Origin of the sequence: Streptomyces sp. NPDC058758, from assembly GCF_042746075.1 — a bacterium.
Taxonomy (GTDB): domain Bacteria; phylum Actinomycetota; class Actinomycetes; order Streptomycetales; family Streptomycetaceae; genus Streptomyces.
Genome location: NZ_JBHYPS010000034.1, coordinates 74429 through 85967, shown reverse-complemented (window position 1 = coordinate 85967; position 11539 = coordinate 74429). Strand labels below are relative to the sequence as shown.

Below are 11539 nucleotides of genomic sequence, written 5' to 3'. Positions count from 1 at the left end.
CCCTTTCGCTTTCGCTCCGGGCCCTTCCGGCGTTTCCGACTCTATCAGATCCTTTCGGCGTCCGATTCCCCGTCAGAAGGGGTTGTCGTCCCGGCTTTCGGGCCGTTCCGACGAGTGAGACTTTAGCGGATTCCTTGCTCCCGATGCGAATCGGGGGCTCGCGTCCGGTGTTCGAACGCGGATTCCTCATTTCGCAAAAACGCACGGAAAGCAGAACGGCACGACGAATCGTGGCCGTCAGGCTCGGTGGTTCTTGCGGAATCGCTGTCCGGGGCCGGCCGGGGCCGGTGCTCACGTCGGACAACTCGGAGAACACTACGGACGGGGCAAACCCGTGTCAACCCTGGTCCGGGGGCGTACGCTCTCCCCCATGACTACGCATGCGCACACCACCCAGTGGTGGGCCGCCTGACCGGCGGCCCGTACTGACGCATGCACACGGCCGCCGCCTCGGCGGCCGTTCGCGTATCCCCCTCCGGGAGCCGGGCCGTCGGGCCGGCGAGGGACGGAGAAGGAGCGGAACGCGATGACGAGGATCTTCAGCGGGGTCAAGCCGACCGGGCATCTGACGCTGGGCAACTACCTCGGGGCCGTACGGCGGTGGGTCGAGATCGACCAGCACCGGGGCGAGGCGCTGTTCAGCGTCGTGGACCTGCACGCGCTGACGGTGGAGCACGATCCGGCGCGGGTGCGCCGGCTGAGCCGGCAGGCGGCGACGCTGCTGCTGGCGTCGGGGCTCGATCCGGAGCTCTGCACGCTGTTCGTGCAGAGCCACGTGGACGAGCACGCCCGGCTGTCGTACCTCCTGGAGTGCACGGCCACCGACGGCGAGCTGCGGCGGATGATCCAGTACAAGGAGAAGAGCGTGCGGGCGCGGGAGGCCGGGCAGGGCGTACGGCTGTCGCTGCTCACCTATCCCGTGCTGATGGCCGCGGACATCCTGGCCTACGGGGCCGACGAGGTGCCGGTGGGCGAGGACCAGACGCAGCACGTGGAGCTGACGCGGGACCTGGCGGTGCGGTTCAACCAGCGGTACGGGCACACGTTCACCGTGCCGAGGGCGACGCGGCCGGCGGTGGCGGCGCGGGTCATGGACCTCCAGGACCCCACCTCGAAGATGGGGAAGTCCCACGAGAACGGGGCCGGGATCGTCTATCTGCTGGACGACGCGGACACCGTGCGGCGGAAGGTCATGCGGGCCGTGACCGACAGCGGTCGGGAGGTCGCGTACGACCCGGAGGCCCGGCCGGGCATCGCGAACCTGCTCGACCTGATGGCCGCGGCGACGGGCGGGGACCCGGAGGAGCTGGCCGGTGCGTACGCGTCGTACGGGGCGCTGAAGAAGGACGTGGCGGACGCGGTCGTCGAGCTGCTGCGGCCGGTGCGGGAGCGGCACGCCGGGCTCGCGGCGGATCCGGGGTACGTGGACCGGGTGCTGCGGGAGGGGGCCGAGCGGGCCCGGGGGATGGCGCGGCCGCTGGTGGACCGGGCCTACCGGGCGATCGGGCTGCTGCCGGCCGTCTGACGGAAGGCGGCGCGGTAGTCGCGCGGGCTGGTGGCGAGGTGCGAGGCGAAGTGCTGGCGCATCGTGACCTCGCTGCCGAAGCCCGCGCGGCGGGCCACCTCGGGGAGGGGGTGGTCGGTGAGTTCCAGGAGCTTCTGGGCGGCGGCCACGCGCTGGGTGATGAGCCAGTGGAGGGGGGTGGTGCCGGTGGTGGCCTGGAAGTGGCGGGCGAAGGAGCGGGGGGACATGCCCGCGCGGGCCGCGAGGCTCGCGACGGTGTGGGGTTCGTCGAGGTGGGCGAGGGCGTGGGCGCGGACGGCGGCGAGGGCGTCCTCGTCGCGGTCGGTCCTGGGGGTGGGGCGCTCGATGAACTGGGCCTGGGTCCCGGTGCGGAAGGGGGCGGTGACCATCGAGCGGGCGACGGTGGCGGCGACCTCGGCACCGTGCGCCGTACGGACGAGGTGGAGGCAGAGGTCGAGGCCGGCGGCGGTGCCGGCCGAGGTCCAGATGCCGGTGTCCTCGATGTGGAGGGCCTCGGGTTCGACGCGGACCTTCGGGTGGCGGGCGGCGAGGGTGCCGGCGAGGCGCCAGTGGGTGACCGCGCGGCGGCCGTCGAGGAGGCCGGCGCGGGCGAGGACGAAGGCGCCGGCACAGAGGGAGGCGACGGGGACGCCGGCGGTGTGGGCGCGGCGGAGGCCGTCGAGGACCGGGGCGGGGACGTCGGCGTCGGGGTCCTCGATGCCGGGGACGAGGACGAGGTCGGCGGGGGTGAGGGTGTCGAGCCAGTCGAGGGGGCGGTCGGGGGTGAGGCTCAAGCCGCCGCGGAGGGGGATCGGGGCGGCCGGGTCGGCGGCGGCGCGGCGGAGGTCGAAGGCGGGGACGCCGTGGTGGCGGCGGTCGGTGCCCCAGACCTCGGTGACGACCGAGACGTCGAAGGCGCGGATGCCGGGGAAGACGACGAGGGCGATGCGCTGGGGGGCCACCATGAGGGGCAGTAAACCATCGATCGCTGGCATTTTCGCCTCTGGGGCGGGCGGGCGGCGCCCGGCAGGATCGTGGTCATGGAGATCGAGGAGAACGCAGCGCTGATCGTCGTCGACGTCCAGAAGGGCTTCGAGTCCGAGGTCTGGGGGCGCCGGGACAACCCGGAGGCGGAGGGGAACATGGCCGCCCTGATCGACCGGTGGCAGGAGACGGGCCGGCCGGTGGTCTTCGTGCGGCACGACTCGCGGCAGGAGGGGTCGCCGCTGGCGCCGGGGACCGCGGGCAACGCCTTCAAGGACTTCGTCGAGGAGCGGCGGGGCAGGGGGACGGGGCCCGAGGTGCTGGTGACGAAGACGGTGAACTCCGCCTTCTACGGGGAGCCGGACCTGGACGCGTGGCTGCGGGGCGCGGCCCGCGGCGGAGCCGCCGGGGGGCGCCGGGGGCAGGTCGTGATCGTGGGGATCCAGACCAACATGTGCAACGAGACGACGGCCCGGATGGCCGGGAACCTCGGGTACGACGTGCTGTTCCCGCTGGACGCGATGCACACCTTCGACCTGGCGGGGCCGTTCGGATGGACGCGGACGGCGGAGGAGCTGACCCGGGCGACGGCGGTGTCGCTGCACGGCGGGCGGTTCGCCCGGGTCGTGACCACGGAGGACGTGCTGAAGGGCACGGCCGCGTAGGGAGGGCTCAGCCGTTGCCGGAGGCGAGCTCGCGGCTGCGGTCGCGGGCGGCCTCCAGGGCGGCGATGAGGGCGGCGCGGACGCCGTGGTTCTCCAGCTCGCGGATGGCGCTGATGGTGGTGCCGGCGGGGGAGGTGACGGCCTCGCGGAGCTTGACGGGGTGCTCGCCGCTGTCGCGGAGCATCACGGCTGCGCCGATGGCGGCCTGGACGATGAGGTCGTGGGCCTGGGCGCGGGGCAGGCCGAGGAGGATGCCGGCGTCGGTCATGGCCTCGACGAGGAAGTAGAAGTACGCGGGGCCGGAGCCGGAGAGGGCGGTGGCGGCGTCCTGCTGGGACTCGGGGACGCGGAGGGTCTTGCCGACACCGCCGAAGATCTCCTCGGTGTGGGCGAGGTGCGCGGGGGTGGCGTGGCTGCCGCCGGAGATCACGGACATGCCCTCGTCGACGAGGACGGGGGTGTTGGGCATGACGCGGACGACGGGGGTGCCGGGGCTGAGCCGCTCCTCGATGAAGGAGGTGGGGATGCCGGCGGCGGCGCTGATGACGAGGCGGTCGGTGGCCACGTGGGGGCCGAGCTCGTCGAGGAGGCGGCCCATGTCCTGGGGCTTGACGGCCAGGATGAGGGTGTCGGCGCGCTTGGCGGCCTCGGCGTTGGTGACGGTCTCGACGCCGTAGCGGTCGCGGAGTTCCTCGGCGCGCTCGGTGCGGCGGGTGGTGACCAGGAGGTGCGCGGGGCGCCAGCCGGCTCGGATCATGCCGCTGAGGAGCGCTTCACCGATCTTGCCGGTGCCGAGGACTGCGACGGTCTGGGTCATGGCTCTGTTCACCTCGCCGGAGGGGGTACGTGTCGTCATCCTCGCACCGGCGGGGCGGCCGGTGCGCGGGGTGTCCGAGGGTCGGTCACGGGGTGCGGCGGCGGAGGGTGGCGGCGCCGAGGGCGAGGACGAGGACGGCGCAGCCGGCGACGACGAGGGCGTCGCGGACGAAGGCGGTGGTCATGTCGGGGTGGCGGAGGACCTCGTTCATGCCGTCGACGGCGTACGACATGGGCAGGACGTTCGAGAGCGCTTCGAGGGCGGGGGCCATCCGGTCGCGCGGGGTGAACAGGCCGCAGAGGAGCAGCTGGGGGAAGATCACCGCCGGCATGAACTGGACGGCCTGGAACTCGGAGGCGGCGAAGGCGGAGACGAAGAGGCCGAGGGCGGTGCCGAGGAGGGCGTCGAGGAGGGCCACCAGGAGGAGGAGCCAGGGGGAGCCGGTGACGTCGAGGCCGAGGAACCCGACGGCGAGGCCGGTGGCGAGGACCGACTGGACGACGGCGACGAGGCCGAAGGCGAGGGCGTAGCCGGCGATGAGGTCGGCCTTGCCGAGGGGCATGGCGAGGAGGCGTTCGAGGGTGCCGGAGGTGCGTTCGCGCAAGGTGGCGATGGAGGTCACCAGGAACATCGTGATCAGCGGGAAGATGCCGAGCAGCGAGGCGCCGATGGTGTCGAAGGTGCCGGGGCTGCCGTCGAAGACGTAGCGGAGCAGGAAGAGCATCGCGCAGGGGACGAGGAGCATCAGCGCGAGGGAGCGGGGGTCGTGGCGGAGCTGGCGCAGGACGCGGGCGGCCGTGGCGAGGGTGCGGGCGGGGGTCACGGGCGGGGCTCCTCGTGGGCGGCGCGGGCGGTGGCGGTGTCGACCAGGTGGAGGAAGGCCTCTTCGACGGTGTCCGTGCCGCTCTGCCGGCGGAGGGCCTCGGGGCTGCCTTCGGCGAGGATCCCGCCCTCGCGCATGAGGAGGAGCCGGTGGCAGCGTTCGGCCTCGTCCATGACGTGGGAGGAGACGAGGAGGGTGGTGCCCCGGTCGGCGGCGAGGCGGTGGAAGAGGTCCCACAGGTCGCGGCGGAGGACGGGGTCGAGGCCGACGGTGGGTTCGTCGAGGACGAGCAGGTCGGGGCTGCCGAGGAGGGCGACGGCGAGGGAGACGCGGCTGCGCTGGCCGCCGGAGAGGCGTCCGGCGAGGGCGTCGGCGTGGCCGGTGAGGTCGACGTCGGCGAGGGCGGCCTCGACGGCGGTGGCGCGGGCGGGGCGGTGGGAGCGGCCGGGGAGAAGGACGGAGGCGAAGTAGGCGAGGTTCTGCCGGACGGTGAGGTCGTCGTAGACGGAGGGTGCCTGGGTGACGTAGCCGATGCGGGGGCGGAGGCTCGGGTGGCCGGCGGGTTCGCCGAGGACGGTGAGGGTGCCGGTGACCTCGGCCTGGGTGCCGACGACGGTGCGCAGGAGGGTGGTCTTGCCGCAGCCGGAGGGGCCGAGGAGGCCGGTGACGCGGCCGGCGGGGACGGTGAGGTCGAGGCCGCGCAGGACGGTGCGGCCGCCGCGTACGACGGTGAGGGCGCGGGCGGTGAGGGCGGCCTCGGGGGCAGCGGCCGGGGTGGCGTTCGGGGTCGCGCCCGGGGTGGCGTCGGCGGGGGCGTGGCCGGGGGCCCGGTCGGGGGCCCGGTCGGGGGCCCGGTCGGGGGCCTGGTCGGGGGCCCGGTCGGGGGCCTGGTCGGGGGGTTCGGGCTCGCCGGGGCCGTAATTCATCATGCGATGAATAGTGGGGACGGAGAAGCCCCCGCGTCAAGGACCGCGGGGGCCGGGGTGGGCCGGGACCGGGCGCGCCGGGCCGCGGCTCAGGAGCGCTTGGGCTTCCGGCGGGCGGCCGGGTTGCCGGTGCGGGCGCCGCGGCGCTTCTCGAAGCGGGTGCGGGCCGCCTCGTACTCGGCGCGGCGGAGCTTCTCGCCGGGCGCCTCCACGAGGCAGCGCAGGGCGTAGGCGAGGAGCACGCCGATGAAGCCGATCGCCTTGAGGCTCTTCAGGGAGTCCTCGCGGGCCTGGTCGGCGGGGCGGCGGCCGAAGCCCTCCCAGGTCTTGGCGAAGGCGATCGCCGAGCAGATCGCGAACATCAGGATCACCAGGGTGTTCACGAGGCCGCCCACCGCCGCGATCTGGAGACCCTGGTAGGCGAAGCGCAGGACGAAGGCGCCCGCGACCGCCGCGGCGAGCGCGCCGGCGGCGAGGCCGGCGCGCCGCAGTCCGTAGGGGGCGCGGTGGTCGACCCAGGTCGTCCCGAAGAAACGGATCTCCTCGGGCTGGGGTCCGCTCGTGCCGGTTCCGGGGGTCTGCTTGTCCTCGCTCACGAGGTCGATTATCCCCGGGACGGCACCGCGCGGGTCGAGGCGAAGGTCCTCAGGCGCAGCGCGGCGCGACGTAGTCGTCGCTGCCGGTCTTCACGTAGGCGTCGGAGACGTACTGGCCCGGGGCGATGCTGTCCCATATGCGGGTGGTGCCGTACGGCCCCGAGACCCACTCGCCCGGCTTCTGGCAGTGGATCGGGACGGTGGCGCCCTCGGAGAGCACCCGGACCACCGGGTACTGGGTGCTCGGGCCGGACCGGACGTTGACCCGGTATCCCGGTGCGACCGGGTAGTACTTCACCGCCATGATGTTCTCCCCCTGGTTTCACTCTGTGCGACGCGCGCAGGCTAGCAAGCTCCTCCGACATCGCGGGGCCCATCGACTAGGCTCCGTCGCGTCGCGCACGCGCGCGTGGACGGACGCGGAACCACACGGGGGTGGGAGATGCCGCCGTTGAGCAGTACCGACGCCGACAGGGACGCCGGGGGTCCCGAGTACGCCGGGGAGTACCGGCTGCAGGCGGTGCTCGGCGCGGGCGGCATGGGCGTCGTCCACCTGGCCTCCTCGCCCTCGGGACTGCGGCTCGCGGTCAAGGTGGTGCACGCGCGCTACGCGGAGGATCCCGACTTCCGGGCGCGGTTCCGGCAGGAGGTGGCCGCCGCCCGCCGGGTCAGCGGTGCCTTCACCGCCCCGGTCGTGGACGCCGACCCGGCCGCCGAGCGGCCCTGGATGGCCACCCTCTACGTCCCCGGCCCCACCCTCGCCGACCAGGTACGCCAGCGCGGCCCGCTCTCCCCCGCCGAACTGCGCCGGCTCACCGCCGGGCTCGCCGAGGCGCTGCGCGACATCCACCGCGCCGGGGTGGTGCACCGGGACCTGAAGCCGAGCAACGTGCTGCTCACCGACTCGGGCCCCAAGGTCATCGACTTCGGGATCTCGCGGCCCGTCGACAGCGACCTGCGCACGGAGACCGGGAAGCTGATCGGCTCGCCGCCGTTCATGGCGCCCGAGCAGTTCCAGCGGCCGCGCGAGGTGGGGCCCGCCGCCGACGTCTTCGCGCTCGGCTCGGTCCTGGTGCACGCGGCGACCGGCCACGGCCCCTTCGACTCGGACAGCCCCTACATCGTGGCCTACCAGGTGGTCCACGACGAGCCGGACCTCACCGGGGTGCCCGCGGAGCTCGCGCCGCTGGTCGCGCGCTGCCTGGCGAAGGAGCCGGCCGACCGGCCCACGCCGGCCGAGATCATGGCGGCCCTGCTCCCGCCCTCGTACGAGGCCGAGGCGTTCATACCGTCCCAGCGGCGGCGGCCCTCGCTGCCCGCGGACCCGTTCGCGTCGCCGGAGGGGCGTACGGACGGCTTCGGCCAGGGGTCCGGTGACGGCTCCGGGTTCGGCTCCGGGTCCGGTGACACCGCGACGCGGGGTGTCGCGCCCGTCCCGCCCGCGCGGCGCCGGCGGTCGCTGCTCGCCCCGCGCCTGACGGTCTCGGCCGCCGTCGTGCTCGTCCTCGCCGGGGCCGGGGCGTACGCGGCGCTGCGTCCGCCGGCCCGGCCCGCGGCCGAGGCCCCCGCCCACCCGGCCGAGGTGGCGACCTCCTTCGACGGCTGGCACGTCCGGCTCCAGGAGCACGCCGACTCCGCCGCGCCCGCCTGCCTCCACGACGCGGGCGCCCTCTACTGCTCGGCCCGGGGCGTGGCGCTCGCCCGCCTCGACCCGATGACCGGCGAGGTCCTGTGGAAGCGGACCGGGCCGGTCGATCCGGAGCCGCCGGATCCGCCCGTGCCGCTGGCCGGCGGGACGGATCCGCTGGTCGGGGCATCGGCGAGGCCCGGTCCGCTGCGCGCGTACGCCGCCGGCGACGGGGCGCCGGGCTGGACCGCGCGCGCGGACGTGCCCGAGACGCACCACCCGGCGGGCGCGGTGGTGGTCCTCTCCGACGGCCGCGGCGCGCTGCGGGGGGTCGACGCGCGGACCGGGGCCGGGCGGTGGGCCCACCGGCTGGCCGGCTTCGAGGCGCCGGTGCTCGGTGCCTACGACGCCCCGACCGGGTTGCTCACCGTCTCCGAGACGGCGGCGGACGGGCGGAGCAGCCGGATCGGGGCGGTCCTGCCCGCGACCGGCGAGGTCGTGTGGAGCCGGGTGGTGTCCGGGGACGCCGCCCCGGTCGGCCGCACCGGTGACGGGACGCTGGTCCTCGCCTCGCGCTACCGGGGGGACCCGGTCGACGCGCTGGTGCTGCTCGCGCCGGGCGACCCCGGCGATCCGGGGAGCGGGCCGGACTCCGGTGCGGAGCGCCGGGTCGGGCTCCAGGAGCGGATGCAGGTCGCCGGCGTCGCCGTGCGCGGCTCGGTGGCGTACCTGCTCTCCCTGGACGGGCGGCTGCTCGCAGTGGACACCGCGGCGGAGAACGGCGGCCGGCTGTGGGACCTGGAGACGGGCGCCTCGAACGTCTCGGCGCCGGTGCTCGGCCCGGACGACCGGCTGTACCTCTCCGCGGCGGACGGGCGGCTGTTCGCCGTGGACACCGCGCGGGGCGCGCTCGTCGGGCAGACCCGGCCGCGGCTGCGGGACGGGCGGCTCGGTTACGCGACGCGGGTGCCGGCGCCGCAGGTCGCCGGGCACCGGGTGTTCGGGACGGCCCCGGACGGCTCGGTCTTCGCGGTGGACGCGCGCGTGGCGGAGTCCTGGTAGCGGGCGGAGCGGGGCGTCAGCCGCAGTGCTCCCAGGGGCTGGTGTACGCGTACGTGCCGACGCCCGCCTCGATCATGCCGCCCCAGCTGACGCAGCGTCCGGCGGCGTAGGCCCGGACCGGGCCCGCGTAGGAGCCGTACACGTCCTGGTCCTTGCGGGTGGTCGAGCCCTGCGGGGTGAGCCAGGCGCCGGTGGGCAGGGGGAAGCCGGCGGTGGCGGCGGTGTGCAGGGTGACGACGCAGTTGTAGCCGGTGGCGGCGTTGTGGAGCAGGTGGACGCGGGCCAGGGCGGTGGTGGAGTTCGACAGGTTCCGGGCGTCGATCTCGGTGTAGCCGGAGCCGCAGAGGCCGGCCGGGGTGGCGGCGTGGGCCGGGACCGCGGCGAGGGCGGCGAAGGCCGCGGTGGCGGTGGCGGTGGCGAGGACGGCGGAGCGTCGGACCGTGCGGCGTACGGAGGCGCGCATGCGGATCCCCTCACTGAAAGTCATGGACATGACATTCCAGGCGAGGCGTGAGCGTAGCGCACGCGTACGCGCGCGGGGAGCGGCCTTTTCGGACCGCTCCCCGCGCGCGTACAGACGGGAATTCCCCCACGCGCGCGTGGGGCGGGGGCACGGCCGCGAGGCCGGCCGGGCTCCGGGTCAGCCGAGCTTGGACACGTCCCGGACCGCGCCCTTGTCGGCGCTCGTCGCCATCGCGGCGTACGCGCGCAGGGCCGCGGAGACCTTGCGCTCGCGGTTCTTCGGCGCGTAGACGCCGCCGAGGGCCTCGCGGCGGGCGGCCAGGGTCGCGTCGTCGACCAGCAGCTCGATGGCGCGGTTCGGGATGTCGATGCGGATGCGGTCGCCGTCCTCGACCAGGGCGATGGTGCCGCCCGAGGCCGCCTCCGGGGAGGCGTGGCCGATGGAGAGGCCCGAGGTGCCGCCGGAGAAGCGGCCGTCGGTCACCAGGGCGCAGGTCTTGCCCAGGCCCCGGCCTTTGAGGAAGGAGGTCGGGTAGAGCATCTCCTGCATGCCCGGGCCGCCCTTGGGGCCCTCGTACCGGATGACGACCACGTCGCCGTCCGTGACCTGCTTGTTGAGGATCTTCTCGACGGCCTCCTCCTGCGACTCGCAGACGACGGCGGGGCCCTCGAAGGTCCAGATCGACTCGTCGACGCCCGCGGTCTTCACCACGCAGCCGTCGACGGCGATGTTGCCGCGCAGCACCGCGAGGCCGCCGTCCTTGGAGTAGGCGTGGGCCGCGTCGCGGATGCAGCCGCCGGCCGCGTCCAGGTCGAGGGTCTCCCAGCGCTCGGACTGGGAGAAGGCCTCCGCGGAGCGGACGCAGCCGGGGGCCGCGTGGAACAGCTCGACGGCCTCGTCGGTGGGCGAGCCGCCGCGCACGTCCCAGGCGCCCAGCCACTCCTTGACGGAGCGGGAGTGGACCGCGTGGACGTCCTCGTTGAGCAGCCCGGCGCGGTACAGCTCGCCGAGGATGGCGGGGATGCCGCCGGCCCGGTGCACGTCCTCCATGTAGTACGTGCCGCGCGGGGCGACGTTCGGCGCGACCTTGGCCAGGCAGGGCACGCGGCGCGAGACCTCGTCCATGTCCGCCAGGCCGTAGTCGAGCTCGGCCTCCTGGGCGGCGGCGAGCAGGTGCAGGATCGTGTTGGTCGAGCCGCCCATGGCGATGTCCAGCGCCATCGCGTTCTCGAAGGCCGCCCGGGTGGCGATGGAGCGCGGCAGGACCGACGCGTCGTCCTCGTCGTAGTAGCGGTGGGTGATCTCGACGACCGTGCGGGCCGCGTTCTCGTACAGCGCGCGGCGGCCGGTGTGGGTGGCGAGCATCGAGCCGTTGCCCGGCAGGGAGAGGCCGATGGCCTCGGTCAGGCAGTTCATCGAGTTGGCGGTGAACATGCCGGAACACGAGCCGCAGGTCGGACAGGCGTTCTCCTCGATGCGGAGGATGTCCTCGTCCGAGATCTTGTCGTTCACGGCGTCGGAGATCGCGTCGACCAGGTCGAGCGTGCGGACCGTGCCGTCGACGAGCGTGGCGCGGCCGGACTCCATCGGGCCGCCGGAGACGAAGACCGTCGGGATGTTCAGGCGCAGGGCGGCCATCAGCATGCCGGGGGTGATCTTGTCGCAGTTGGAGATGCAGATCAGGGCGTCGGCGCAGTGGGCCTCGACCATGTACTCCACGCTGTCCGCGATCAGGTCGCGGGAGGGCAGGCTGTAGAGCATGCCGCCGTGGCCCATGGCGATGCCGTCGTCGACGGCGATCGTGTTGAACTCGCGGGCGATGCCGCCGGCGGCCGTGATGGCCTCGGAGACGATCCGGCCGACCGGCTGGAGGTGGGTGTGGCCGGGGACGAACTCGGTGAAGGAGTTCGCCACGGCGATGATCGGCTTCCGCCCGATGTCCGCGCCCGGTACCCCGGAGGCGCGCATAAGGGCGCGTGCGCCCGCCATGTTGCGGCCGTGGGTGACAGTGCGGGACCTCAGCTCGGGCATCGTCGCTCGCTCCTCGTGAT

Annotated in this window: 11 protein-coding genes; 3 read left to right on the top strand and 8 right to left on the bottom strand. The window is 74.4% G+C overall.

Going from position 1 to position 11539, the window contains the following annotated elements; all coding sequences use genetic code 11:
- Positions 1-526: 526 nt before the first annotated feature.
- Positions 527-1525, top strand: coding sequence for a tryptophan--tRNA ligase (gene trpS, locus ACFW6A_RS30480; protein ID WP_386484245.1), 999 nt, complete (start codon positions 527-529; stop codon positions 1523-1525).
- Here the strand turns inward: trpS and ACFW6A_RS30475 are convergent.
- Positions 1492-2490 (bottom strand): helix-turn-helix domain-containing protein, encoded by a 999-nt coding sequence (locus ACFW6A_RS30475; protein WP_351857010.1) that lies wholly within the window; start codon positions 2488-2490, stop codon positions 1492-1494. The genes trpS and ACFW6A_RS30475 overlap by 34 nt on opposite strands.
- A gap of 75 nt (positions 2491-2565) precedes the next feature.
- On the opposite strand from ACFW6A_RS30475, the gene ACFW6A_RS30470 reads away from it, so the two are divergent.
- Positions 2566-3174: a cysteine hydrolase family protein gene (locus ACFW6A_RS30470; RefSeq protein WP_351857008.1), complete on the top strand. Its 609-nt coding sequence runs from the start codon at positions 2566-2568 to the stop codon at positions 3172-3174.
- Between the two features lie 7 nt (positions 3175-3181).
- Here the strand turns inward: ACFW6A_RS30470 and proC are convergent, their stop codons facing one another.
- From proC to ACFW6A_RS30445, 5 genes are all read right to left on the bottom strand, one after another.
- On the bottom strand, positions 3182-3991 hold the full coding sequence (gene proC / locus ACFW6A_RS30465; protein ID WP_386644377.1) for a pyrroline-5-carboxylate reductase: 810 nt from the start codon (positions 3989-3991) through the stop codon (positions 3182-3184).
- Positions 3992-4076: 85 nt separating this feature from the next.
- Positions 4077-4814: an ABC transporter permease gene (locus ACFW6A_RS30460; protein ID WP_351857004.1), complete on the bottom strand. Its 738-nt coding sequence runs from the start codon at positions 4812-4814 to the stop codon at positions 4077-4079.
- Positions 4811-5740, bottom strand: a complete 930-nt coding sequence (locus tag ACFW6A_RS30455) for an ABC transporter ATP-binding protein (protein WP_386644382.1) — start codon at positions 5738-5740, stop codon at positions 4811-4813. The genes ACFW6A_RS30460 and ACFW6A_RS30455 overlap by 4 nt, the downstream gene beginning before the upstream one ends.
- 89 nt (positions 5741-5829) lie before the next feature.
- Complete coding sequence (locus ACFW6A_RS30450) at positions 5830-6336, bottom strand: hypothetical protein (protein WP_386484255.1); 507 nt, start codon at positions 6334-6336, stop codon at positions 5830-5832.
- A gap of 49 nt (positions 6337-6385) precedes the next feature.
- Positions 6386-6640, bottom strand: coding sequence for an SH3 domain-containing protein (locus tag ACFW6A_RS30445; protein ID WP_351856998.1), 255 nt, complete (start codon positions 6638-6640; stop codon positions 6386-6388).
- A gap of 138 nt (positions 6641-6778) precedes the next feature.
- Here ACFW6A_RS30445 and ACFW6A_RS30440 point away from each other — a divergent pair, with 138 nt between their 5' ends.
- The gene (locus ACFW6A_RS30440) at positions 6779-9025 is read left to right on the top strand and encodes a protein kinase (protein WP_351856996.1); all 2247 of its coding nucleotides are present in this window, start codon (positions 6779-6781) and stop codon (positions 9023-9025) included.
- A 16-nt stretch (positions 9026-9041) separates the two neighbouring features.
- Here the strand turns inward: ACFW6A_RS30440 and ACFW6A_RS30435 are convergent, their stop codons facing one another.
- The gene (locus ACFW6A_RS30435) at positions 9042-9512 is read right to left on the bottom strand and encodes an acetyltransferase (RefSeq protein ID WP_351856994.1); all 471 of its coding nucleotides are present in this window, start codon (positions 9510-9512) and stop codon (positions 9042-9044) included.
- A gap of 153 nt (positions 9513-9665) precedes the next feature.
- The gene (gene ilvD, locus ACFW6A_RS30430; protein WP_351851606.1) at positions 9666-11519 is read right to left on the bottom strand and encodes a dihydroxy-acid dehydratase; all 1854 of its coding nucleotides are present in this window, start codon (positions 11517-11519) and stop codon (positions 9666-9668) included.
- Positions 11520-11539: the final 20 nt, after the last annotated feature.